Source organism: Nocardia sp. NBC_00511, assembly GCF_045161165.1.
Lineage (GTDB): Bacteria > Actinomycetota > Actinomycetes > Mycobacteriales > Mycobacteriaceae > Nocardia.
The window spans coordinates 3,280,331-3,305,385 of record NZ_CP107849.1 but is presented as its reverse complement, the minus strand read 5'-3'; the positions used below and the strand labels follow the sequence as shown (position 1 = coordinate 3,305,385).

General features: G+C 69.4%; 20 protein-coding genes. 5 read left to right on the top strand and 15 right to left on the bottom strand.

Features of this window, described 5'->3' with window-relative positions; translation table 11 throughout:
• Nucleotides 1-23: 23 nt before the first annotated feature.
• Nucleotides 24-2,036 carry an SDR family oxidoreductase gene (locus OG300_RS15595; protein WP_405496501.1) on the bottom strand — a complete coding sequence of 671 codons (2,013 nt, stop codon included), beginning with the start codon at nt 2,034-2,036 and terminating at the stop codon, nt 24-26.
• 406 nt (nt 2,037-2,442) lie between these two features.
• Between OG300_RS15595 and OG300_RS15590 the strand changes: the two genes are divergently transcribed.
• Together OG300_RS15590 and OG300_RS15585 are read left to right on the top strand one after the other, a co-directional pair.
• Nucleotides 2,443-3,387, top strand: coding sequence for an LLM class F420-dependent oxidoreductase (locus OG300_RS15590; protein ID WP_405496499.1), 945 nt, complete (start codon nt 2,443-2,445; stop codon nt 3,385-3,387).
• Nucleotides 3,388-3,490: 103 nt separating this feature from the next.
• Nucleotides 3,491-4,498 carry an RNA polymerase subunit sigma-70 gene (locus tag OG300_RS15585; protein ID WP_405496497.1) on the top strand — a complete coding sequence of 336 codons (1,008 nt, stop codon included), beginning with the start codon at nt 3,491-3,493 and terminating at the stop codon, nt 4,496-4,498.
• A 13-nt stretch (nt 4,499-4,511) separates the two neighbouring features.
• On the opposite strand, the gene OG300_RS15580 is transcribed toward OG300_RS15585, so the two are convergent.
• The 12 genes from OG300_RS15580 to OG300_RS15525 form a co-directional block, all read right to left on the bottom strand.
• Entirely contained in the window at nt 4,512-5,372 is an 861-nt protein-coding gene (locus OG300_RS15580; RefSeq protein WP_405496495.1) for an amidohydrolase family protein, read from the bottom strand.
• A gap of 13 nt (nt 5,373-5,385) precedes the next feature.
• Nucleotides 5,386-6,144: an SDR family NAD(P)-dependent oxidoreductase gene (locus OG300_RS15575; RefSeq protein ID WP_405496493.1), complete on the bottom strand. Its 759-nt coding sequence runs from the start codon at nt 6,142-6,144 to the stop codon at nt 5,386-5,388.
• Between the two features lie 35 nt (nt 6,145-6,179).
• Nucleotides 6,180-7,316, bottom strand: a complete 1,137-nt coding sequence (locus OG300_RS15570; RefSeq protein ID WP_405496491.1) for a glycosyltransferase — start codon at nt 7,314-7,316, stop codon at nt 6,180-6,182.
• Nucleotides 7,317-7,331: 15 nt separating this feature from the next.
• The gene (locus OG300_RS15565; RefSeq protein WP_405496489.1) at nt 7,332-8,648 is read right to left on the bottom strand and encodes a glutamate-1-semialdehyde 2,1-aminomutase; all 1,317 of its coding nucleotides are present in this window, start codon (nt 8,646-8,648) and stop codon (nt 7,332-7,334) included.
• The gene (locus OG300_RS15560) at nt 8,641-9,852 is read right to left on the bottom strand and encodes a GNAT family N-acetyltransferase (RefSeq protein WP_405496487.1); all 1,212 of its coding nucleotides are present in this window, start codon (nt 9,850-9,852) and stop codon (nt 8,641-8,643) included. The genes OG300_RS15565 and OG300_RS15560 overlap by 8 nt, the downstream gene beginning before the upstream one ends.
• The gene (locus OG300_RS15555; RefSeq protein ID WP_405496485.1) at nt 9,849-11,201 is read right to left on the bottom strand and encodes a glycosyl hydrolase family 28-related protein; all 1,353 of its coding nucleotides are present in this window, start codon (nt 11,199-11,201) and stop codon (nt 9,849-9,851) included. The genes OG300_RS15560 and OG300_RS15555 overlap by 4 nt, the downstream gene beginning before the upstream one ends.
• 41 nt (nt 11,202-11,242) lie before the next feature.
• Nucleotides 11,243-12,544, bottom strand: coding sequence for a Wzz/FepE/Etk N-terminal domain-containing protein (locus OG300_RS15550; RefSeq protein WP_405496483.1), 1,302 nt, complete (start codon nt 12,542-12,544; stop codon nt 11,243-11,245).
• Nucleotides 12,535-13,959, bottom strand: coding sequence for a hypothetical protein (locus tag OG300_RS15545; protein WP_405496481.1), 1,425 nt, complete (start codon nt 13,957-13,959; stop codon nt 12,535-12,537). Before OG300_RS15545 ends, OG300_RS15550 begins: the two co-directional genes overlap by 10 nt.
• 90 nt (nt 13,960-14,049) lie before the next feature.
• The gene (locus OG300_RS15540; protein WP_405496479.1) at nt 14,050-15,054 is read right to left on the bottom strand and encodes a glycosyltransferase; all 1,005 of its coding nucleotides are present in this window, start codon (nt 15,052-15,054) and stop codon (nt 14,050-14,052) included.
• On the bottom strand, nt 15,051-16,334 hold the full coding sequence (locus OG300_RS15535) for a lipopolysaccharide biosynthesis protein (protein WP_405498566.1): 1,284 nt from the start codon (nt 16,332-16,334) through the stop codon (nt 15,051-15,053). The genes OG300_RS15540 and OG300_RS15535 overlap by 4 nt, the downstream gene beginning before the upstream one ends.
• A gap of 506 nt (nt 16,335-16,840) precedes the next feature.
• A complete protein-coding gene (locus OG300_RS15530) occupies nt 16,841-18,004 on the bottom strand; it encodes a glycosyltransferase family 4 protein (protein WP_405496477.1) in 1,164 nt (387 codons plus the stop codon).
• Nucleotides 18,001-19,044: a glycosyltransferase family 4 protein gene (locus tag OG300_RS15525; protein ID WP_405496475.1), complete on the bottom strand. Its 1,044-nt coding sequence runs from the start codon at nt 19,042-19,044 to the stop codon at nt 18,001-18,003. Before OG300_RS15525 ends, OG300_RS15530 begins: the two co-directional genes overlap by 4 nt.
• A 256-nt stretch (nt 19,045-19,300) precedes the next feature.
• On the opposite strand from OG300_RS15525, the gene OG300_RS15520 reads away from it, so the two are divergent.
• The 3 genes from OG300_RS15520 to OG300_RS15510 all read left to right on the top strand — a co-directional run bounded on the left by OG300_RS15520 (nt 19,301) and on the right by OG300_RS15510 (nt 23,242).
• Nucleotides 19,301-20,917, top strand: a complete 1,617-nt coding sequence (locus tag OG300_RS15520) for a serine/threonine-protein kinase (RefSeq protein WP_405496473.1) — start codon at nt 19,301-19,303, stop codon at nt 20,915-20,917.
• A 103-nt stretch (nt 20,918-21,020) separates the two neighbouring features.
• A complete protein-coding gene (locus OG300_RS15515) occupies nt 21,021-22,409 on the top strand; it encodes a polysaccharide pyruvyl transferase family protein (protein ID WP_405496471.1) in 1,389 nt (462 codons plus the stop codon).
• Complete coding sequence (locus tag OG300_RS15510; RefSeq protein WP_405496469.1) at nt 22,406-23,242, top strand: glycosyltransferase family 2 protein; 837 nt, start codon at nt 22,406-22,408, stop codon at nt 23,240-23,242. Before OG300_RS15515 ends, OG300_RS15510 begins: the two co-directional genes overlap by 4 nt.
• On the opposite strand, the gene OG300_RS15505 is transcribed toward OG300_RS15510, so the two are convergent.
• Nucleotides 23,239-23,862: an MspA family porin gene (locus tag OG300_RS15505; protein ID WP_405496467.1), complete on the bottom strand. Its 624-nt coding sequence runs from the start codon at nt 23,860-23,862 to the stop codon at nt 23,239-23,241. The two genes, OG300_RS15510 and OG300_RS15505, sit on opposite strands and share 4 nt — an antisense overlap.
• A gap of 79 nt (nt 23,863-23,941) precedes the next feature.
• Complete coding sequence (locus OG300_RS15500; protein ID WP_405496465.1) at nt 23,942-25,054, bottom strand: class I SAM-dependent methyltransferase; 1,113 nt, start codon at nt 25,052-25,054, stop codon at nt 23,942-23,944.
• Between the last annotated feature and the right edge of the window lies 1 nt (nt 25,055).

Below are 25,055 nucleotides of genomic sequence, written 5' to 3'. Positions count from 1 at the left end.
GAACTCCGTTGCGGGACAGCCGGTTACCAGTGCAGGCCAGGAATCCGGTTGGTGAAGCGCGCGGCCGGGGCGGGCAGGCCCATCAGCGGCTGCACGATCGGGGCCAGCGCCAGCAGCGGGCTGCGGCCCTGCGGCTTGGCGGGCGCGTCGGCCGCCTCGACCGGTTCGGGCCGCCCGGCGGCCTTGGACTCACCGAACATCCGGAAACCCTGGTGCAGGATGGCGCGTTTCACCGAGGGCATGACGGTGTCGACGAACTGGGCGAAGGTGCCGATCGGGGTGTCGATGCGGTTGGGCCGGTGCTCGAGCGCCCGCACCACGATGTCGGCGGCCTGATCCGGGCTGTGCACCGGAATGGACCGGTACAGATCGGTGGGGGCGATCATGGCCGTGCGCACCAGCGGCATCCGCACCGAGGTGAAAGTGATTCCGGCGTCGGCGTTCTCGACCGCGGCGATCTCGCTGAAGTTGTCCAGGGCCGACTTGCTCGCCACGTAGGCGGCGAAGCGCGGAACCTTGGTCTGCACCGCGATCGAGGAGATGTTCACGAAGTGACCGAAGCGGCGCTCCCGCATGGACGGCAGCAGCGCGAGGATCAGGCGCACCGCGCCGAAGTAGTTGACCGCCATGGTGCGCTCGAAATCGTGCATGCGGTCGGTGGAGTTGAGCACCGAGCGGCGGATCGAGCGACCGGCGTTGTTGACCACGTAGTCGACGTGCCCGTGATCGGCCAACACCTGCTTGACCAGCAGCTCCACCGACTTCTCATCGGTGATGTCGCAGATGTAGGCCTGTGCCGCACCGCTTTCGGCGCGCACGGCGGCGGCCGCCGCGTTCAGGTCCTCCTCGGTGCGGGCCACCATGAGCACCGTCGCGCCGCGCTTGGCGACCGCGTGCGCGGTGGCCAGGCCGATGCCCGAGGACGCCCCGGTGATCAGCACGACCCGGCCGTCCACGCCTTCACGGCGGCGGGCGCGATCGGGATCCAGGTGGGCGCGCCAGTAGTCCCACAGGGTGGCGGCGTAGTCGGCGAAGTCCGGGACCTCGATGCCGGTGCCGCGCAGATGCGCCTGCGTGGATTCCGAGACGAAGTCCGATTCGAAGGCGGTGTGCGGGGCCACCTCGGCGGGAATGCCGAAGCGCTCCAACAGGAAATCGCGGACCGCGGGAACGCCCGGCAGGCCGCCGAGGGCGTGCAGCGCGGTGTGCGAGCCTGGCACGGTGCCGATGGAGGTCGGCGCACCGGCGGCGCGGGCCAGCGCGTTGTAGATCTCGCCGAAGGGCTGCGGGCGCGGGTTGGTGAGGTGGAAGGTGCGGCCGATGAGACCGGGCTTGGTGACCAGTTCGACCATGGCGGCGACCACGTAGTCGACCGGGACCACATTGGTGGCGCCCAGATCCGGCAGCGGCACCGGCAGTTCCGAGGGCAGCGCGGCCAGTCCGGCGATGGCGGGGAAGAAGTAGTACGGGCCGTCGATCTTGTCCATCTCGCCGGTGCGGGAATCGCCGACCACGATGGCCGGACGGTAGACCCGCCAGCGCAGGCCCTTCGTCTCGCGGACCAGCTTCTCGGCCTCGAACTTGGTGCGGTGGTAGGGCGAATGCAGGCCCTGGCCCAGGTCGAAGTCGTCCTCGAAGAACTTGCCCTGGTGATCACCGGCGACGGCGACCGAGGACACGTGGTGCAGCACCGCGCCCAGCTCGACGGCCAGGTCGGCGACCGCGCGGGTGCCCTGCACATTGGCGGCGTAGGTGGTGTCCGCGTCGGCGGTCATGTCGTAGACGGCGCCCAGGTGCACGATGTGGTCGGCGTGCGGCGGCTCTTCGATCAGGCCGAGCTCGGGTGCGGTGAGATCGCCGACCAGCGGGAAGACGCGGTCCTCCGCGCCCCAGCCCGCGGCCAGCTCACGTAGTTTGGCGACCGAGGCCTCGCGGGTCAATGCGTGCACCACGGCCTGTGGATCGCGTTCGAGCAGGCCCGCGACAACGCGTCGGCCCAGGAATCCGGTTCCGCCCGTGACGATGTAGGAAACCATCGTCCCCTCCTTAATGATCGAACCTGTTGGAAATCAACAGGGTTCGTCCGACATGCGTCGGTGGATGCGGACGGTGCGTGTGATGTGGCCCCCTAGCAGAATGTCGGGCCGAGGTAGGAACACCTTCGTGCCTAACTAGTGGGTAACTTTACGGACCCCCGGTTGGCCGTTCAACCAAAACGGGGGTTTCGGCGGTGTGTGACTGGTCACCTCGGAGCTAATCGAGTTGATATGTGTAACAAAGGGTTTGGTGTAACTCTCGGGCGCAGTCGGCAATTGGCTCGCTATTGATCTTGGTCATGAGCGGGCGCTCACCTGGTGCGGTGGCGGGCGGGTCGCTGAACGTCGGTGTGGTCCGTGACCTGCGTGAAGTTTCCTTTCGGAGTCGCTCGCCGTCTCTATCCATATGAAATTCAGCCTCTTCATGCCGACCGGACTCAGCCAGGACTTCGCCGACTTCACCGATCCGGTGGCGGCCTTCGAAACCATTACCGAACTGGCCCGAGCGGCCGACGAATCCGGATTCGAGACGGTCTGGGCAGCTGACCATTTCATTCCGTTCCTGCCGTCGCGCGATTACATCTTCGAAAGCTGGACGACACTCACCGCGCTCGCCCGGGATACCGGCCGAATTCGAATCGGTCAGATGGTGACGGGCAACAATTACCGCAACCCCGCGTTACAGGCGAAGATGGCCTCGACGCTCGATGTGATCTCGCGCGGCAGGCTGACCTTCGGGATCGGCGCGGGCTGGTACGAGGGGGAGTACGCGGCCTACGGGTATCCGCTCGCGGATGCGCCGACGCGGCTGCGGCAGCTCGGCGAGGCGGTGCGGATCATTCGTTCGATGTGGACCGAGCCGACGACCACGTTCGAGGGCTCGCACTATCGGGTTCACGAGGCGCTCAACGATCCCAAAGGCGTGCAGCGGCCGCACATTCCGCTGTTGATCGGGGGATCCGGGGAGAAAGTGACGTTGAAGCTGGTCGCCCGGTACGCCGATGCCTGCAATGTGCAGGTGTCGCCGCAGGAGCTGGTCCGCAAGTACGGCATTCTCGAAAAGCATTGCGAGACAGTCGGTCGCGACTACACCAGCATTCTGCGGACGTCCTCGACCTACTGCATCATCGCCGATACCGACGCCGAGGCGCGGGCGCAGGTGCCGCCGTGGGCACCGATGGTGTTCCCCGGGGAGCTGGCTGACTACGGACTCATCGGCACCCTCGATACCGTCCGAGATCGGATCGCGGCCTACGAGCACGCGGGCGTCGACGAGCTGGTGATCAGCTTCCACGACTCCCTCGACCCGGACGCGATCCGCGACTTCGCGAAGGAGTTCATCCAGCCCTGAGCGGCGTGACCTGCGCAGAGTTACCTTTCTCGTTCCGGTCCGGTCGATACTGGGGACGGCCCCGAACGGCGGGGCCCGGCCAGGGCAGGAACGGTGATGACACGTGAGCGGCACATCGCAGCGTGAAGATCCGGGGGTCGCGGCGCGCGACGAACAGTTCGCCGCCGACACCGAGCGGTACCGGCGCGAACTGCTGGCGCACTGCTACCGCATGGTCGGGTCGGTGCACGAGGCCGAGGACCTGGTGCAGGAGAGCTACATTCGCGCCTGGCGCGGATACGCCCGATTCGAGGGCCGGTCTTCGGTGCGAACCTGGCTGTACGCCATCGCCACCAATGTCTGCCTCGACGCGCTCGCCGACCATCGGCGACGCGTCCTGCCTGCCGGGCTCGGCGGGCCCTACCGGGGACCGGATGCTCCGGCCGACCCGGACGCGGGCGTCGGCATCTCCTGGCTGGAACCGCTGCCCGACGCGCTGATCACCTCGTCGGCCACGGACCCGGAATCACAGGTGATCGACCGTGAATCGCTGCGCCTGGCACTGGTCGCCAGCCTGCAACACCTCCCTCCGCAGCAGCGGGCCATCCTCATGCTGCGGGAGGTGCTGGCCTTCACCGCCGCCGAAACCGCCGAAATCCTCGGCACCACCCGCGCCGCCGTGAAGACCGGCCTCCAGCGCGCCCGCACCCGCCTCGCCGGACTCGACACGACCGCCGACGACCTGATCGAGCCGGACGACCCTCGGGCCCGCACCCTGCTGGCGGGCTACATCGCGGCTTTCGAGCACTCCGATCCCGGCCTGCTGGAACAGGTGCTGCGTGCTGACGCCACCTTGCAGGCGACGCCCTTCCTCGACTGGTACGCGGGCCGGGGGGCGTGCATCCATCAGCTCGCGACCTATGTGCTGGGCTCGCCCGGCGACTGGCGGATGCTGCCCGCCCGGGCCAATGGTCAACCCGCCGTTGTCACGTACCTCCGCGACGCGAGCGGTGTGCTGGTGCCGTACGGTGCCGCGGTGCTCACGGTGACGGCCACCGGCATCACCAGTGTGGTGGCCTTCCACGACCCGGCGGTGGTCGCCGCGTTCGGGTTCCCGCAGTCGCCGCCGTAGCCGAGGTGTCGTCCTATCCGAGGCGGTAGGTGTCGATGGCGTTGTCGCGGTAGAAGAATTCGGCTTCGGCCTCGGTGGCGTCGGTGGTGACCAGATGGTCGATGGTGGCGAGCAGTTCGGGGTAGGTGCCGGCGCGGGTGTCCACGGGCATGTTGGAGGCGAACAACAGGCGCCGCCAGCCCCAGAGCGAGACGGCGGATTCCAGCCAGTATTCGAGGGTGGGCCAGGACAGGTCGGGGCAGATCAGGCCGAGGCCGGACATCTTGCAGGACCACTGGGTTTCCTTGGCGGCCAAGGAGATCGCGTTGTGCCAGGCGGTGCGGGCGTCGGGGTCGGTGGCGGCGGGGAAGCCGAGGTGTTCGAGGACCACGCGCAGGGTGGGGTAGCCCGCGAGGAAGTCGATCCAGTCGAGCATGTCGGCGGGGCGGGCGACCAGGTCGAAGACGGCGTCGCGGTCTTGGAGCCACCCGGCGAGGGCGTCGGCGGCGGGGGTGTTGGGCGACAGGCCCGCGAAGACCCGCGCGCCGCGGAAATGCGTACTGCGCGACTGCTGTTCGAGGTGGTCGAGCAGCTCCGCGGTGGGCAGCCGCGGGTCGACGGTGCCGATCAGGGCGAACGGGCGGGGGTCGGCGGTGGCGACGGCGTCGATCCAGCGGTGCTCGTCGAGGTAGGCGTGCGGTGCGGTGGCGGCGGAGACGTGCACCAGCCCGGCGACCTCGGTGCCGGGGTGCGCGCGGTCGTAGTCGGCGAGCAGGTGGTTCACGCCGAACTGCGGATAGCCCGCGTCCACATACCCTTTCAGCCCCGGATACCAGGGGTGGGCTGTGAGATCCCACAGGTGCATGTGCGCGTCGATGAGGGGAATGGTGGGCATGAGGGCGCGACTCCTAGTTCATCGTGATGCCGCCGCTGACGCTGATCAGCTGACCGGTGAGATATCCGGCCTCCGGACTCGCCAGCCACGCGATGAGGGCGGCGACTTCGTCGGGTTGGCCGAGGCGTTTGAGGGGGATGGCCTGCTCCAGGGCGCGCAGCACGTTGCCGTGCCCGGCCATGGTGGCGGCCACCATGGCACCCGAGATCGGGCCGGGGCACACCACGTTCACGGTGACCTCGTGGCGGGCGATCTCGCGGGCGAGCGATTTGGCGAAACCGAAGAGACCGGACTTCGAGGCGGCATAGGCGGTTTCGCCGGACGCGCCCGCTCGCGCGCCGTCGGAGGCCACGAACACGATGCGGGCCGCGTCGGCGGCCTGCAATCCACGCAGCAGCTGCCGGGTGAGCTGCATCGGCCCGCGCAGATTGACCTGGAACATGTGGTCCCAGTCGGCGATCCGGCTCTCCAGGAACGGATCCACCACGGCCACACCCGCACAGTGCACCACGGTCGAGATCCGGCCCTCGACGGCACGCGCCACCGACGCGATGCTCTCGTCGCGGGTGAGATCCAATTCCAGCGCCACCGCGCCCGGTCCGAGTTCCGCTGCCCGGTCGCGGGTATGCCCCGGATCCAGGTCGGCCAGCCACACCCGCCGTCCCGCCGCGACCAGTCGTCGCGCCACCGCGTGCCCGATATCGCCCGCTCCACCCGTCACCAGTGCGCCGGACACCCTGCCGACTTCACCCACTGCCTCACCCTGTCCCACTGTCCACGAAATCCTTCGGATTCATGAATAGTCGGTCAGCGGCGGTTACGCGAGACAATGTCGGCAATCCGACCCCGGAATGCCTCCGGTGAGAACGTTTCGGCGTGTTTTCGGATAGTGGTCACGTCATAAACCGACGGGTCGAATTCCCGCAGGGCACGGGCGAATCCGGACACCACGGCATCATCGTCACCCGCTTCGACGTGTTCGCCGGATACGCCCGGAATCACGGTGTCGAGGGCTCCACCCGCGCCCACCGCGACCACCGGTGTGCCACATGCCATCGCCTCGACGGGCACGATCCCGAAGTCCTCGACGCCGGGCATGAGCAGGGCTCGGCAGCGCCGGTAGGTGTCGAGGAGCACCTCGTCGGAGGCCGCGCCCAGGAACGTGGTCTCCGGTCCCGCAAGCGATTCCAGCTGTCGCCGGTAGCGGCCGTCGCCGAGGATCACGAGTCGGACCCCGGCCTTGCGGGCCGCCAGGATCGCCAGATCGGGGCGTTTGTAGGGGACGAGGCGTCCGGCGAACAAGAAGAAGTCCTCGCGTTCGAGGGCGGGGTCCGGGGCGAAACGGTCCACGCGCACCGGCGGATTCACCACATCGGCGGGCAATCCCCACCACTGTTCGACGCGTCGGGCGACCGCCTGCGAATTGGCAACCACCCGGGTCAGTTTCGGGGCGGCGCGCAGTTCGCCGCGCCGGGCCAGACCGCCCAGTACGGTCAGGGCGGCCTGTCCGGCCCTGCCGCCCGCCTCGCGGGCACGGAACGCGGGATCCCAAGCCCAGCGGGCCGGGCTGTGCACGTAGGCGATCACGGGGGCGTCGGTGGCCAGGGCCGCCTGGGTCGCGAAGGCGTGGTGGCTGATCACCACCGCGTCGTAGCTGTCCAGGGGTAGGCGGCGCAGTGCGCGCGGTACGAAGGGCAGCAGCGGGGCGTGCGAGCGCCCGCCGGTGGCGGCGTGCAGCCGGGACAGGGGAGTGTCGCGGACGAGATCGGTTGCGGTCGTGTCGAGTCCGGCGGCGCGCAGCAGCAAGTCGCGGCACTCCGGTTCGACGATCGGTGCGAACACGGGCGCGTCCGGCCACACCTTCATGAACTCGGCGACCACCGCCTCGGATCCGCCGTACTCGGTCAGCCGCTCGTGTACGAGGGCGACTCGGGGTTCGGTCATCTGGGAACTCCTGCGTCAGGGCACGCGGCGCGGGGCGGCGTGGCGGCGGAGGGTGGGGGCGACGGGGCGGCCGGTGAGCAGGCCGTCGACGCTGCCGTTGTCGATGGCCCGCCGGTAGGTCTTGGCGGCCGCGCGGCAGGCATCGATGGTGAGATCGATATCGGCGTCGGTGTGGGCGGCCGAGACCACGAACGACTGGCCCAGTACGCCGCGATCCAGCAACTCCTGGAGGAACAGGGTCCGATAAGGCTGGGAGGCAACGCCTTCCGCGTCCCGGGTCAGGAAGATCAGGCAGGAGGCCCGGCCGCGGGCCTCCAGGTGTTCGGCGATGCCGAGTTCGGCGGCGGCGGCGTTGACCCCGTCGGCGAGCCGTCGTCCGGCCGCCTCCATGCGGGCGACCGGATCGGTGGTCCGGTAGGCGTGCACCACCGCGCGGAACGCGGCCAGCGACGCGGTTTCCGGGCCGTGGGTGGTGGACAGCAGGAACACCCGTTCGGCGTCGGTGCGCAGCCCGCCCAGCTCCATGAACTCGCGTTTACCGGCGAGTGCGGAGATCGGGAAGCCGTTGCCCATCGCCTTGCCCCAGCACGACAGGTCCGGGACGACCCCGTAGAGCTGTTGCGCCCCACCGGCCGACCAGCGGAAGCCGGTGATCATCTCGTCGAAGATCAGCAGCGCGCCGTGCCGATCACACAGGGCGCGTACGCCTTCCAGGAAGCCCGGCGCGGGTTCGGCCAGGGCGGTGGCCTGTTCGAGGACGACGCAGGCGATATCGCCTGCGTCGAGGACCGTGGCCAGGGACGGCAGATCGTTGTAGCCGAAGCGGGCCGTCGAGACGGCGGGAATGCCGGCGTTCATGTCGGTGAGGCCGATGAACCAGTCGTCGACCGAGAAGAACGGCTGATCGCACACCGCGACCCGCTCGCGGCCGGTGACCGCGCGCGCCAGCCGCACCGCAGCGGTGGTGGCATCGGAGCCGTTCTTGGCGAACTTCACCATGTCCGCGCCCGGGACCAGATCCAGGAAGTCCTGTGCGGCAAGCAGTTCCAGCTCGGTGGGGCGGGAGAAGTTGACGCCGTCGGCGATGGTGCGGGCCACCGCGTCCACCACCGGCGGGTAACCGTGGCCCAAAGTCACCGAGCGCAGTCCCATGCCGTACTCGACATATTCGTTGCCGTCGCGGTCCCACACGCGGGCGCCGCGCCCGCGCACCAGGATCGGCGCGCGGTCCTCCGGATACTGGTCCGCGCCGCGCGCGTAGGTGTGCGCGCCGCCGGGGACGAGTTCGTGCAGGCGGGCCTGAATCTCGTTGCTGCGGTGGTAGTCACGCATCGTGGTCACCGTCCGCCGTGACGGCCCACAGGTCGTGGTCGCCGAAGTGCCCGTCGATGCCGGTGTAGCTGCGCATGGTTGCCTCCTTGTGCAGTCCCGCCCGTGCGGCGACCGCGGCAGATGCGGTATCCCCGGCGGCGACGGCGGTGGATATCCGGAACAGGTCGAGCTCCTCGAAGGCGTATGCCAGCAGGGCCCGGGTGGCCGCCGTGCGGACGTCGTCGTCGGCGTGGGCGGGGTCGGCCCGGAATTGGATCCGGGCGGTGCGGTCGAACAGGTCGAGTTCTAGAATCCAGGCGTCACCGGCGGGGACGCCCGCGAGGTCCAGGTGTAGTCGCAGGCTCTCGGTGGTGCTGGATGGTCTTGTCCCGAACGGGAATTCGAGTCGGTGGCGATCCGGAGTGCGCAGCACCGCGCCGGGATGGCCGGTGAGGGGCAGTGTCACCGGGGCCGGGGGGAGCATCCGCTGTCCGATCCGCCAGACCTGACCGGCGCGATAGCGTGCGGCGACCGACAGCGCGAGCGCCCGGCCGGGGGAGTGCCGCGGCAGTGGTTCCGGCGGCGGTGTCGGATCGGTGCCGCGGGCGAGGGTCCGCTCGATCCACATCTCGGTGAATCCCTTGGGCGGCAACTCCGCTCGCGTCATCGACCACAGATCGTGATCGATGCGGGCGCCGCCCACGTCGTAGCGGCGCACCATCCGGCCCTCCCGGATGAAACCGAGCTGGCGGGCCCCGTGGGTGGCGGCGGCGTTGGCGGGGGAGATGGGCGCGATGATGCGTTCCAGCCCGAGCGTGTCGAAGCCGAAGTCGAGGATGGAACCCGCTGCCACGCCGCCGAATCCGAGCCGCCCGAGCCGGGCGTCGATCCAGATGCCCATCTCGCCCTGCCGGGTGTGCGGGTCGATATTGCCGATCTCCACCTGTCCGGCGAAGCGGCCGTCGACCTCGATGACGGTGGCCACCCGCCGCCCGGTGCGCGCGTTGGTGGCAGCCTCCAGGCATTCGCGCACCCAGCGCCGCTCACTGTGGCGGGTGTCCCAGTCCAATGGCGAGGTATGCCAGAACGGTTGCAGCAGTGCGCGATCGCGCAGCCGCAGCCGCCGCCAGTCGGGGAAGTCGGCCGCCCGGGGCAGGCGCAGCACCAGCGTGCTGCCGTGCAGTCGCGCCGGACCCAGACGCAGCCGTGTCAGGGCCGCGCTCACGAGTGCGGCCGCTGTTTGCCCAGTGGTGACGTCTTGATCGCGCCGTCGGTCCCCACCGACAGCCGCCAGTACGCTCCCGCGGCGTCCTTCATCACGATGCCCCCCTCGCTGCGATCGGAAAGATATGCGCCACTGTTCAATACCGCCGACAGCACCGTGCCGTTCTGATCCTGGACCTGAAGGATGTCGGCGTCGGACTGGGTCGCCTGCGCCACCGTGGTCCCGGCGAAGCGCGCACCGTGGATCGCGCCGCGGCCGATCACGTGCCAGCCGTCCGGGAACGAGCGCGGGTCCACGTCCTGGAAGGAACCCGAGATCAGGTTGATCGCGGTGCCCTCGGCGGCCCCCTTGGGGTCGACGCGGATCTCCAGCGGTGGGGCGTCCAGATCCGGATCGAACTGCACGTTGGCCAGATACGGCTGGCGGCAATTGATCAGGTCCAGGCACACCTTGCGGGCGGCCACTTTGCAGTTGACCATGCCGAACTGCGCGGGCCCCCCGGCCGCCGCGCCGATCGACAGTGCGGTGTCGGACCCCTCGAACCACACATTGGTCAGCCACCAGTCGTTGGCCGGACCGTCGACCACCAGGTGACGGTCGGTGGTCCTGGGATCGTTGTCGGAGACGAATTCCACATTGGCCAAGGCCAATCCGGCATTGTGGTCGCCGCCGGTGCCCAGCACGCTGATGTGGTTGTTGGTGAACTTGGAGGAGGTCACGTAGTTCTGGATGCACGAGGTGACCAGGCCGTAGCCGAAATTGTTGATGTCGCAGTCGATCACGGCGGTGCCGCCGGTGTTCTGGTCGAGCACCAGACCGCGCTGTTCGACGAAGCGGGGCGCGTTGTCGCTGAGATGGTTGCCGCGCAGCACCACGGTGTCGAAGGTGCAGCGGAAGCAGTTCGACAGCCGGATGGCGGTGGACTTGGTGCCCGAGAGGTAGAAACCCAAGCGGGAGAAGCGGACTCGCTGGCGACCGTGCAGGGCGATGAAGGTGTCGTCACCGTCGTAGTTGATGGTGGTGACGTCCGCGCCGTCGCCGAGGATCGTCGCGTAATCCGGCAGTGCCGGAAAACGTTTGAGCGTGTACTGCCCGGCCGGGATGTAGAGCACCAGCGGTTTGTTGCCCACGTTGACCGCGGCCGCGAACGCCTCGGTGTCGTCGGCCTTGCCGTCGCCGGCCGCGCCGAAGTCCTTCACATTGCGGGCCGAGGGCGCGTCGGTGACATGCGGTGAGCGGAACTGGGATCCGCTCGCGTCGTCCTTGGCGCAGGCGGCCGCGGCCACCGGCAGGATGGCGGCCGCGCCGAGTCCGGCCGTCAGCAGCCGCCGCCGGCGCACGGCGGCCACGGGTCGCTCCGGGCGCGGCGCGTCTCCGCCGCGAGGCTCTGTCACCGCTTCACCAGGTCGCCCGGGTGCTTCACGAGCTGGGCGAGAGTGCGTGGCGGCCGGGAGAATACGACCACGCCGATCAGCCGTTCGTTGTCGTGGCCGAAGGTGGCCAGCGCCCCGCGCACCTGATTGCTGGTGCTGCGGCCCAGTTCGATCACGCCGATGGTGGCGTCGCAGCGGCGGGCCAGCGCGATGGCGTCGGCGGCCGCGGTGACCGGCGCGGCCTCCACGATCACCTGGTCGAATTCGCTGTGCAGCTTGGCCATCAGATCGCTGAAGCGTTCGGAGTCCAGCAGGTCGGGGGTGCGGAAGTCCACGCCGCCCAGGGGCAGCACGCTGATCCCGACCTCGGGCCAGCCCACCACGGTCTCGGCGGCGGTGGCGCTGTTGCGCAACAGTTCCGAGAGTCCGGCCCCGCTGCCCACCGGCACCCGGGAGCTGGAACCGCGGCCGCTGGTGTCGGCGTCGACCAGGATCACCCGCGCGCCGGTGTCGGCGAAGGTGCGTGCCAGCCCGATCGCCACATCCGGTTCCGACTCCCGCGACAGCGAGGTCAGCAGCAGGCTGACCCGGTCGGGGTCCTCGGTGAGCCGGGTGCGCAGTCGCCGCAGTTCCCCGGCCGCGCCGGGCCGCCCGTCGTCGACGATGCCCAGGATCGGCACCGGCACAAAGGCTTCCAGCTGGGTGGAGGTGCGGATCCGGCGGTCGAGGCGGTCGCGCACGAATGCGGCGCCCAGGCCCAGCACCAGCCCGCCCAGCACCCCGAGCAGGTAATAGCGCTTCTTCTGCGGACCGGTCGGCGTGGTGGGGGTCTGCGCCTTGTCGATGACCTCGGCGCGGGCCGCGGGGGCGGCATCGCTCTGGGTGACCTCGAGCCGTGAGATCAGCGCGCGGAACTGCGAGACCGTCTCATCGGTGAGGGTGCGCGCGCCCGTGGCGGTCGAATCCTGCACGGAGATAACGATGATGGTGGTGGCGGGCGGGGCCACCGCGGTGATCTTGCCGCGCAGATCGTCCACCGACTCCTTCAACCCCAGCTGATCGTGCACGAAGGTGGCCACGGTGACACTGCTGGCCAGATCCACATACGACCGCACCCGCGCCTGCGCGGCCAATCCACCCTGATACGAGTCGTTGACCGAGGTACCCGTCGCCATCGACACATACACCGAACTCGTCGCGACGTAGGTGGTCGGCAGGGTGCTCGCGTACCCGTATCCCGCCCCCGTGCACACCACCACCGCGACGACGACGATCCACCAGCGCCGCCGCAGCAGGTGTACGTAATCCATCAAACCCATTGCGCTGTCCTCTGTTTCCCGGTCCTCTGTACCCCAGTGCGCGGGGGCGTCACCCTCGCGCCGAGTGGCGGCCCCGACAGCTGGTCCACCCGTCTTCGATATTCGCCGACCAGCAGATAGGTCAGCCAGGCCAGCACCACCGCCTGCAGATATTTGCCGAGCATCTCGACGGTGCCCAGAATGCCCCGCTCGAAGAGCACCGGCACCTCGATCACCGACAGCCCCAGGATCGCCAGCGCGAGATAGCGGCTGTAGAGGGCGCGCGACCAGATCAGCAGCATGACGAAGGTGATGGTGACGCCGACGGCTACCCCGATATAGCCGCCGAGCACATAGCCCTCGTTGATATTGCCCTCGGCCAGTGAGACTTCCACCGTCGACATGTCGACCGAGCGCCCGCGCACCTGCTCGGCCCACGCCGCCCCCGACCGGAACTTGTCCGCGCCCAGCAGCTGGGTGGGGATCAGGCTCTGGAAGGAGTGCAGCGCCACCTGGCCCGGGGTGAGCCAGGAGCTCGGTCCGGCGAACCAGGAGTCGGTGGCCGCCTCGAGCAGGTCGAAGCGGCGCAACATGCTCAGGAACGGGTGCACCACGGTCGGGTATTGCGCATCGACCTGTGCCGCATCGGCTTTGGCGGCCGCGTCGGTCTTGAGCGACTGCAACCAGCCGAACCCACCGATGGCCACCGCGGTGATGCTCAGTACCCCGGCCACCCGCACCCGGGTCCAGCCGATCATGGCGAAACGCACCGCGATGGCCAGCGCCGCGCCCATGATCGGCGTCTTGGACTGCACGATGGCCGTCCACACCAGTTCGCCGCAGGTCAGTCCCCCCACCACCAGCAAGGTGCTGCGGGCATTGTCGTTGCGGTAGAACACGATCAGCCCGACCGCGCCGAGGGTGGCCATGATGGTGACCAGGTTGATGATCGGACTGGGGCTCTCGAGCTCCCCGGCCTTGCCGGTGGTCCCGGTGGCGTAGGCGGCCAACCGGCCCAGCGTGCCGATCACGTACAGCACGAACAGGGTCTGCGCGAAGATCGGATCACCCGCGAAAGGCACCGGGCGCGTGGCAGATTCGCCCTTGCACGGGATCCCGCGCAGCCGGGTCCACAACACGTAGGCGATGACCAGCCCGGCGTACACCCACAGCCCGAAGATCACCGGTTGCAGGACGTCGTGAATGCCCTTGTCGTAGCCGTAGTCGTAGAGCCGGGGATCGGGCACGTTGTCGCCGAAGTTCGGCAGGGGCTGCACCCACAGCAGCACCACCGGGCGCGCGACATACGACAGCGACCAGTGCGCGGTCTGCGCGATCAGGAAGATGCGGGCGGCTCCGGGCACGTAGAGGGCGGCCACGGCAATCGTGGCCAATGCGGCGGCGACCAGGAACACGGCGAGTTGCGCGGGGGCCATCACTCTCCCATCACCCCCTTATGTCCGCGTGATATGCCGGGGCGTTACCCGATTGGGGGACAGTATTTTCGGCCGCTTCATCCGCGGCGGTCATGTCAGCGCGCCGACGATCTCGCGGGCCCGGTCCACATAGCGGTGCTCGCCGGTCACGATGCGGTGGTATCCGGCCTCGGCGACCTTGGCGGCCTGCTCGGGATAGCGCGCGCAGCGGGCGAGCACCTCGCGCAGCTCGGCGGGACCGGAGAACAGGAAGCATTCGGATTCGTCGCTGAGCAGTTCGGCGTGCTCGTCGGTGCGCTCGCCGACGAAAAGCCCACCGGCGGCCGGTACTTCGAAGGTGCGGCAGGTGTGGGTGTCGCGATTCTCGGAGTTCAGCAGCACCAGGTTGGCGGTGACGGCCGCGACCGCCGCGGAGAAGTGCTCGCCGTACACCGGGCCGCCCACCTCGGCACCGGTGCCCCACAGTTCGCGCACCCGCCGCCAGCCCGGACCGCGTAACAGCATGTCGCCGCGATGTTCCCGGGCCAGGGAGACCAGCAGGTCACGGCGATCGGGGCGGACCGCGCCGACGAAACCCAGCAGATACCGCCGGGCCCCGCGTCGCGCGGTGCGGTGGTGCAGGGCCGGATCGTAGGCGCTGCGCACGAACTTCACGTCGCGCGCACCCCGAGCGGTGAGCTCCGGGACGTTGTGCCACTTGGTGGTGACGATGAGATCCCAGCCGGATTCGGCGGCCAGGTACTCCGGGCTGGTGTTGTACGGGTTGGACACGTCGTCGGGGCTGTAGTGCACGTGCAGGCCCGCCGGGGTCGCCAGCAGTCGCTGCTGGTCCAGATGCACGGTCTTGAAACCGAACAGCAGGTCCGGGGCGAATGCGGCGGCGGCCCGGTCGATCTCGCGATGCAGCTGCTCGATATTCCAGGGTGCGCGACGGTGCGCGAACTTCGAGTACACCCACGGCGGCGAGAGCCGGGCGGGCAGCGTGACGGAGGTGGTGTCGATCACCACCACCTCGTGCCCGGCCTGCCGGAAACCGTCGGCCAGCGAGCGGGCATTGCTGCCCACCCAGTCGTCGCCCACGAACAGCACCTTCACGCCATGTCTCCCTTGGTGACCAGAACGGCGTCCGGGAGGTTCGCGCCACCGCGCGCGGACCGCTCCCGGACGATGAGCCACCGGACCCGGATGATGTACCACAGTGCGACGCCGGTTTCAGCGCAAACGGTTCCGTAGACCAGCGTCCACACCGATTGCGTGCGTACCGCGGTCACCAGAGCGATTGCGGCGATACAGGTTCCGATCACCGCACCGATCAGCACCCCGGCCGTATCCCGCTTGACCGGCAGCACCGCGGTGGTGACGTACGAGGTGATGGTGGTCGCGGGCAGGATGAGCACCTCGACCCGCAGCATGGGGATCGCGCCGTCGAAATCGCGGGTGTAGATGAGGTGGATGAGCGCCGGGGCCAATATCCACACCGACACCACCGCCAGGCACGCGAGGGTCACACACCCGATCAGCATTCGCACTGAACTGCGCCAGAAGTGATCCTCGCTGCTGCGCCGCGCCATTCGCGGCAGCAGCGCGAAACCGATGGGATCGAGAGTGGACTGCACGGCGCGCACCAGGCGGTCACCCGCCGAGTACAGGCCCAGCGTGGCCGCCTCCAGCACGGTGCCGTAGACCGCCGCCGACCCCTGCCCGTACCCGGTGACCAGCAGTCGCGAGGTGAAAATCGGTGCGGCCATCCGCAATACCGCCTTCACCCCGTGCGGTCTGGCGGGCGGCCCGTAGCGGCGGAAGGAGTCCCACCAGGTCAACGCCACCGTCGCGATGGAGGAGATGAGCAGGCACAGCACCGCCATGGAGGCGCTCGGGAACCGGGGGAGCAGCCCGACCAGCAGCGCCAGATACGCGATGCGGCCGATGCCCTGATAGATGGTGGAGGACCCGAAGCGGCCCTGCCCGATCAGCAGCCAGTCCTCCGAGATCGACCAGAAGCCACCGGCGAACAGACCCAGCAGTGCCATATGCAGTTTCGGTGACGCGTCGAAGGCGATACCGGCCAGCAGTGCCGCGCCGAGCAGACCCAGACTGGTGGCACGAATCGCGAGATAGGTGCCGCGCAAACGGTTCACCTCGCGATGGCCGGGATCGTCGTCGGGCACCCGCGCGGCCAGGAACGAGGTGATCCCGAGGTCCACGGCCAGCGAGCCGATGAAATACGAGGACATGCCGATGGCCAGCAGACCGGTGCCGTGCGGGCCGAGCATGCGGGCCAGCAGTGGGACGGTGACCAGGGTGATGACGTACTGGCCGTACTTGCCGAAGGTCACCAGCCCGATATCGCGGATCAGGCTGCCGATACTGCCCAGCCCGCCGCCGGACTGTTTGCGATGGCGGCCGTGGTCGTCGGAAACCTCTTCGGCGGCAGGCTCTTCGGCTGCGCTGCCGGTCGCGGCGGGGGTGTAGGCGCCGGTGGCGTCGCGCTGCGGTATCGGGAGCCGGACGGTGGGGAAATCGGCGTCGGCGGGGATCGGATCGCCGTACAGGCTGGGTGCGACCGGACCGCGCGAGGCCGCGGCGTAGCGGGCGGCCTTGGCCTCGAAACCGGGGGCCTCGAAGCCGGGCGGCCCGTGCTCGGAATTGGCGGTGCCGTGCTGGGCATTGCTGATGCCGTGCGGTGCGTGGCCGGTGGAGCCGGTGGCCGCGTTGACGATTCCCGGCAGGCCGCGATCGTGCTCGAAAGAGCCGTCGCGCTGATCCACGTCCGGGATCGCGTGGCGCAGTGCCCGGCGGCGGCGGAGCCGGTCGAGGGTGCCCGGGTGCACCATCGGAGTGGTGGGCGGATCGAACGGCGGTCGTGGGTCGGTCGGTTCGGTCATCGTCGCCGCCGTTTCCGCGACAGCTCGGTGACCAGGGCGGTGACGATCCAGCCGGATTCCGCGACATCGAAATCCCGGGCCCGTACCCGCGCGGCGTCGGCCAGCTTGGCGCGCAGGGCCGGGTCGGCGATGAGAGTGTCCAGGGCAGTGGTGAGTTCGGCGCGGTCACCCGCCTGCACGAGCAGTCCGTTCACCCCCGGATCGACGATCTCCTCCGGGCCGCCGGGACGGGTGGCGATGACCGCGCAGCCCGCGTGCATGCCCTCGACCACCACTTGACCGAACGGTTCGGGCAGCACCGAGCAGTGCACCAGGATGTCGGCGTCGCGCAGATAGGGTTGCGGGTCGTCGACGTGGCCGGTGAAGGTGACCGGCAGGCTCAGTGCGGTGGCCAGTGCCTCGAGTTCGGTGCGGTAGTCCTGTTCGCCGAAGAACGTGCCGCCTACCAGCACCACTTCGCGCGGCAGGGTTTTCACCTCGGCGAGGGCGCGCAGGAACAGGTCCTGGCCCTTCCACGGCGCGAGCCTGCCCACCACCGCGACGACGGTCTCGGCGGCGGGCCGCTGCGGCGGCCGGGTCGAGAGCTCGGAACTCTCAGGGCCGGAAGCGAATTCGACTCCGGGGTAGGCCACCACCGCGTGGCGTCGCCAGGTGCGGAGGGAGGACAGCGTGCCGCGGCTGTTGGCGATCATGCCGCGCGCCGCCAGCCAGCCCAGCAGCCGGATGAGCGGGGCCAGCCAGCGGCCGAAATAGTCGGTCGAAATGCGGTCGTGCACATGCCAGATCAGCGGCACCCCGGCGCGGCGGGCGGCGACCGCGCCCATCAGCATCGCCTTGGTGCTGCCCGCGACCACCACGGTCGCCTCCAGCTCGCGCACGGTCGCACCGAGCGTCCAGCCCAGGCGCACCAGGCCGACGCCGCCGATCAGCAGGCTGCGCGGGCCGGAGCGCTCGATGGTCATGGCACGGGAATCGAATTCGCCGGTCACCACCCGGGTGTCGATGCCGCGCCGGGCCATCAGGCCCAGCATGGGGCCGTCCTCGGTGTAGACGACGGTCGAGCGGGTGCCGGGCATGGCCGCGACCAGGCGCATGGTGGCCAGTTCGGCCCCGGAGGGCGCGGCGGTGTGTGCCAGGAAGACGGTGTGCGGTGGGTTCATCGGGCGGCGAGCTCCGCATACAGTTCGCCGTGCCGCCGTGCCGCCGCCGCCCAGGAGAACGTCTCGGCGTGGGCGCGGCACTGTTCGGCGTCGGGTCGGGATCCGGCCAGGGCCGCCGTGATTCGTGCCGCCAGTGCTTCCGCGTCACCCGGCGGCACGATCAGGGTGGGGTCCAGCTCGCGCACCGAATCCGGCAGCCCGCCGCACTCGGCGACCACCGGGGCGCGGCCCGCGGCGAGGGATTCCAGGGCGATCAGACCGAAACCCTCGAGCGCCAGCGATGGGACCACCGTCAGTTCGGCCAGCACGTACAGGTCGGTGAGCTCCTGATCGCTGATCGCACCGGTGAAGGTGATGGTGTGATCGCCCGCGGCCAGCTCCCGCAATTCGGCTTCCGCGCTGCCGGTTCCGACGATGACCAGCCGGGCGTGTGGATGCGTGGCCAGCACGGCCGGCCAGCCGCGGATCAGCACGTCGATGCCCATCCGCTTCTCCAGCCGCCGCACGCACAGCACCACGCCGCTGTCGGTGGCGGGCTGCGGAGTCGGGAACCGGTCGAGGTCGACGCCGGGGGCGATCACCCGGACCCGGTCCTCCCGAACCCCGTAGTCGCCGACCAGCAACCGCCGGAAATGCTCCGACAGCACCACATATCGGTCCGCGCGTGCGTAGCGTAGTCGCTCCACGAAATGCTTGGCGCGCACCGCGCGATCGCCCTCCCCGGCCATCCGGCTCTCCGCCGCCCACGGTCCGTGGAAGTGCACCACCAGCGGATTGCCCACCGCCACAGGGCCATACAGGCAGAAGTGCCGATCCAGCACGGTGCCGCGGGGCAGCGCGCCGCGGTCGGTGAAGGCCGTGCGGGCCCGATGCAGCGTGGAGCCACCGGTCGGGCCCCACGACTGGGCACCGACCGGTGCGTCACCGAAAGCCTTTGCGGTGACCGAGATTTCGGTATCGAGCGCCAATGCTCGGTACAGGTCGGTGAAGTACCGGTTCAATCCTCCGTGAGCGGCTGAAAACCACTCGGATCCGGTCATATGCACCCGAACGGGCCGCATCAAAACCCTCATCCCCGGGTCCGTCGCCCTCATTCGACCCGTGGAGTACGAGCCGAACGCCCTTGCAGCGCAAGTGTATGCCAATCCGTGCGGACGGGCGCGCTAACAGTCTGCAATCGACCAGCCGCCCGGTAGCCCGGAGCCGGAAAACACCGCGGGGTCGGGCACGCGATCGTGAGTTAGGGTGAGCTGCGGTGGTGGCATCGAAAACGGTGCCTTATAAGGAAGTGCGAACTTGGGGCGGACACTCGCGCAGGGGCAGATCTTCGCCGGGTACTCGGTGGAGCGGCTGCTCGGCGTCGGCGGGATGGGTGAGGTGTATCTCGCCCGGGATCGGGATCTGCCGCGCTCGGTCGCGCTCAAGCTACTGGCCTCCGGCAAGGCCGACGATCCCGAAGTGCGAGCCCGCTTCCTGCGCGAAGCCGATACCGCCGCGCGACTCTCGCATCCGAACATCGTGGCGGTGTACGCCCGCGGCAACGACGAGCACCGGCTGTGGATGTCCATGCAGTACATCGAGGGCACCGATGTGGCCGCGGTACTGCGCGACGGACCATTGCGACCCGACCACGCCGTGCGCATCATCACCGAGACGGCGCGCGCCCTCGATCACGCCCACCGCGCCGGGGTGCTGCACCGCGATGTGAAACCCGCCAACATCCTGCTCGCCTGGGGGCCCGACCAGCGGGTATACCTGGCGGACTTCGGAATTGCCAAGGCCTTCGACCAGACCAGCGGCCTGACTCGCACCGGCGAGATGTACGCCAGCTTCCAGTACGCCGCACCCGAACAGTTCGAACTGCGCACCGACACCGACCATCGTGCGGACATCTACGCGCTGGGCTGCACGCTGTTCCACCTGCTCACCGGGGAGCTGCCATATCCGGGGGAGAGCACCGCGCAGTTGGTCGCCGCCCACATCGGCGGCGATATCCCGCGGCCCAGTCAGCGCAATCGATCGGTCAGCCCGGCCTTCGACGCGGTCATCGCGCGCGGCATGGCCAAGCGCCGTGACCAGCGCTTCGGCAGCTGCGGGGAACTGGCGGCGGCCGCCGCGCAGGCGCTGAGCGCCACGTCGGGCCCGTGGCTGCGCCACGACGCCGTGCCCGAACTGTGGGGCGCGGCACCGGGTCCCGGGCCTCGGCTGGACCCGAGCCGGTTCACCGGGGCCCTAACCCAGCCGAGTGCTCCGACCCAGCCGAGTGCTCCCACCCAACCGCCGCTGCGCTACAGCGGACTCGACGGCACCGGTCCGAGGTACACCGATGCCGCGCCGACCCAGTTGGCGGGCAGCGTTCCGCCGCCCGTGCCGGTTGCTCGCCCGCGTCGGCGCCGGGGGCTGATCGCCGCGTTCGCGGTGGCCCTGGTGGTGGCGGCCGGTGCCGGGATCGGATTGGGCACCGGAGCAATCCATTTCACGATCGGCGGTACGAACGCCGCACCGGGTGCCCCGCCCGCGCTGAGCGGTGACGCCTCCCGCGACGCCGCGGTCAAGGCTGCCTGCGATTACAGCAAGCTGATGAGCACCTACGACTACGCCGACGGTGACGGGTGGCAGAGCAAGGTGCTCGCCGGTGCGACAGGTACCTGGAAGACACAGGCCGGACAGCTGCTGCCCACCATCCGGCTACTGCTGGAAGCGGATTCGGAGCACACCAGCGCAAAAGCCGCGGCATGCACGGTGACCTCGGGTAACACGACGCACTACGAACTCGATGCGGATATCACCGAACTCAATGTGACCAAGGGCAAGGCCGATACCACCGACCATCAGAAGATCACCATGTCCATGGACTTCGTGGACGGCAAGTGGCTGTGCAGCAAGTGGGTCAGTCCCTTGTTCCCCAGCTGACACAACAGATTTCATGCCCTAACCATCGGTAGCGCGGGCGGCCGGTCGTGCGATAGATTCGCGACGGATTCGTGCTCGAACCGGACGTCGGAAGGAATCGAGCGTGGCGAACGCTGGCGCGGGGGATGGTGCCGGAAGACTTCGAGTGCTCGTCGACAACGGCGAGTACTGGCTGCGCAATCGCGGCGACATCGCCATGATGGTGATGACCGTCGAGCGATTGCGAAATCGCTGGCCACAGGCCCGCATCGGCATGCTCACCGATCAGCCGCGCATCCTGCGCGGACTGCTGCCGCAGGCCGAGCCGGTGGTGGCGCACGAGGGCGGGCACTGGGGCAGCGGCGGTTTCGCGGGCCGTGTCGACGAGGCCGCGGGCGTGCACGTGCTGGGTCCGGCCGCGGTGCGCTGGCGGGCGGTGACCGAGGTGCCCAAACATCATCTGCGCGGGGTGCGTGATCGGGTGCGGGCCTTCGCCGGAAGTGCGTCGCCCGAAGCGCACTCGGGGATGCCGGAGCTGCCACCGGTACCCGCCGCGCTGGACACCGCCGGACTGGTGGTCGCGCAGGGCGGCGGCTACATGACCGATATCGACCGCTACCAGGCGCATCGCACCCTGGACCTGCTGGAAGCCGCGCAGCGCCAGGGCATTCCGAACGTCATGCTCGGGCAGGGGCTGGGCCCGATGGTCGATCCCGAGCTGCTGCGCCGGGCCGCCGAGGTGCTGCCGGGCGTGGACCTGATCGCCCTGCGCGAGGGCCTGCGCGGACCGAAGCTGCTGGCCGAACTCGGGGTCTCCGCCGATCGGGTGGTGGTCACCGGGGACGACGCGGTCGAGTTCGCCTACCGGCTGCGACGACCGGTGATCGGCACGGATCTGGGTCTGTGCCTGCGCATCTCGGACTACTCGAAGGTCAGCGACAGCGCCCGTGACACCCTCGGTGTGGTGGTGCGCCGCGAGGCGGCGGCGCTCGGGACCGCGCTCGCCCCGCTGATCATCTCCGAATACGACGACGAGGACCGCCGCCACACCCTGCCGCTGCTGGCCGGTGCGGGGCGCACGCGCGCGGTCATCGGCCGCTCGGGCACCGCGCAGGACGTGGCGCGGCAGGTCTCGGGTTGCCGGGTGCTGGTGACCAGCGCCTATCACCTCGCGGTTTTCGCGCTCTCCCAGGGGATTCCGGCGGTGGCTGTAACGGCTTCGCAGTATTACGACGACAAGTTCTATGGGTTGGCCGACATGTTCGGCGGCGGGACCGGCGTGGCCGGTGGGCTGCGGATCGTGCACCTCGACGTCGAGGATCTCGATACCGAATTGACATCGGCCATCCGGGATCTATGGGAGTCGGCGCCGGAACTGCGAGATACTTTGCAGCAGAAGGCCGTTGAGCAGATCGACGCCGGCCGTGCGGGCCTGGAGCGCGTGTACGGGCTCGTGGCGGGGGGTGAACGCCGCCCCGCCGAACCTGCCGTACCAGCACAGGGGGACGAATGAAGAACCTGTCGGTGTGTGTGCCCGCCTACAATTCGGCGCGCACCCTCGAGACCACGCTGCGCTCCATCCTCGACCAGGATGCCGAGATGGAAGTGCTGATCCTGGACAATGCCAGCACCGACGGGACCGGCGAGATCGCCCGATCCTTCGATGATCCGCGAATCCGCGTGGAGCGCAATGCCGAAACCCTGCCCATCGGCGAGAACTGGAACAAGGCGGTCGCGCTCAGCACCGGGCGCTACGTGAAGGTGGTGTGCGCCGACGACATCCTGTTGCCCGGCGCCCTGCACCGCCAGCTCGACGTGATGGGCGACCGCTCGATCGCCATCTGCTCGGCCAAGTTCCAGGTCATCGACGAGCGCGGTGAGGTCGAGGAGACCGACCTGGGGTTACCGAACCTGTTGGGCCCCAGGGATGCTCGCGCGCTGATGCGCACCATCGTGCACCGCGGCCCGGCCGACTTCGGCCCCACCGCCGCGGCCATGTTCCGCCGCCAGGACTTCGACCGGGTCGGCGGCTTCCGCGGCGATCTGGTCTTCCCGATGGACGTGGACCTCTTCGCCCGGGTGTGCGCCTTCGGCACCTTCTTCGGTATGCCCGAAGTGCTTGCGGCCTGGCGCAATTCGAGCTTCAACCTGTGCAGCCAGACCTCGACGGTCAGCAAGCTCACCGAGATGCTGCGCTTCCATCACCGGCTCGGTGCGGAGTACCCGCAGTACATCGGCGTGGGTGCGGTGCTCGGCGGCGACTGGCGGTTGGCGCGCGCCGCCGCCGAGCGGGTGCGGGTCCGGACGGTCGCGACTGCCCTGCGCCGCCCGGACCTACTGCACTAGATGCTCGACGTCGGGCCGTAGGCGACGACGGTGTCGCCACCGGCGCTGGTCAACCGGACGAACGGGCGGATGGTGGTGGTGCCGAGCACGCCGGTCACGGTGGCGTGGAAGCCCGACATGGTGATGCAGCCGTGGGTGCCCGACACGTCACCGCCCGCGGCGTCCACCGACTGGATGCCGGGGCCGAAGCCCACATCCAGTTCGCCGCCGATGGTCGGAATCAGGTTGTAGAGATCCGCTTTGAGATCGGTGCCGACCTCCAGTTCGAGCTGCGGAGTCTGGTACTGGAACGCGAGCTTGCCCGACAGCGTCAGCGGGTATCCGACCTGGTAGCCGATGGTGAGGTGGCCGTTCCACTGGTCGCCGGTCGGCGAGGAGACGTCGAAACAGGCCTTCCCGCTGTGGAACCACTCGCGGGTCAGCGGGTTGCCGTCCAGCGGCGCCACGAAGTTGATCCTGGTATCGGATTCGACGGCCGCCACGGTGCGGCCCTGCTGATCGACGATGGAATTGGTCGCGTCGACTGCGCCGGAGGAGCTCCCGACACTCAATGCCAGGCCGACGGAGCCGACTGCGGCCAGGGCCGCGGTGCGCTTCAGCGCGCGGTGCTTGTTGCGCATGTTCGTTCTGTTCCCTCATCAGATGCGACCGCGTATCCCCTACGCGGCCAAAGTGTTTCCCTGCCGAAACGGCCGATCTTCACGGTGGATCGGGTACGTCGATCACCCACTTTCCCTCCAGCCCGGGCCAGCGGGCCCGGACTTCCCCCAGCAGATCGGGCACGGTCAGCAGTACCCGATCCGGTCGCGCCGCGACGAGGTCCGCGGGCGCGATGATCGGAATGCCGGTACCCGGCATCTGGCGGCCCTGCTTGCCGGGCGAGGCGTCGGCCACCCCGGCCAGCAGTCCGCGATGCACACCGGCGAGGTGCAGCAGGGCGACCGCTCGGGAGGCCGCGCCGTAGGCGTAGACCCGTTGTCCCGCAGCGGCTTCCGCCTCGAGCCAGCTGCGCAGCGCCCGGGCTCGGCGGTCGGCCGCGTGCTGGAGGCCGCGTACGGCGTCCGGGGTGACGAGCGGGGCCTCGGCGGCGAGCACGCGGGCGATCGACGCGTCGGGCTCGGACTCCGCGAGTCGAGAACCGGTACGGGCGGCCGCGACGAGGACCGTGCCGCCGTACAGGTCGAACTCCCAGGCGCGCACCGCCACCATTCCGGCGGCGCGCAGCCGCTCGAGCAGCGCGGACAGGGAGTAGTAGGCGAAGTGGCCGTGCCGCAGCGCGTTCCACTGCCCCTGCGCCACGATGGCCGCGAGGGAATGGAATTGCAGCAGCAGCACGCCCTCCGGGCCGATGGCCCGGTGCCGCTCATGAAACGCGATGTCCTGCGCGGGTTCGTGCATGATGCCGAAGCAGTCCACGACCACATCGGCCGCTTCCGCGGTCGCCGCGTAGCCGCGTTCGGTGAGCAGTGGCAGCCAGCTGCCGCCGTGCGGGCTCCCGAATTCCCGCACCGTGCCGCCGCCGGGCAGCAGGCCCGCCGCGGCCACCCGATCCACCGCGTCGCGCGCCTGATCGCGCAGCGCCTGCGGTTCCACCCCGCGCGGTTCCGCGGTCACCGTGTCGTCCTCGGCGAGTTGCGCGAGATCGCAGTCGCGGCACAGGTCCATCGCCAGCGGATGCGTCGTCACCACCCCCACCCCGGCCGGATCGAACATCGGAAAGTCGTCTGCCGCAGGGGCTTTCCCGAGATCGAGCACCCGGATCAACGGCCGCGACCCGCATCCGCGACACCGCTGCGCGCCCGGCCCGCTCATG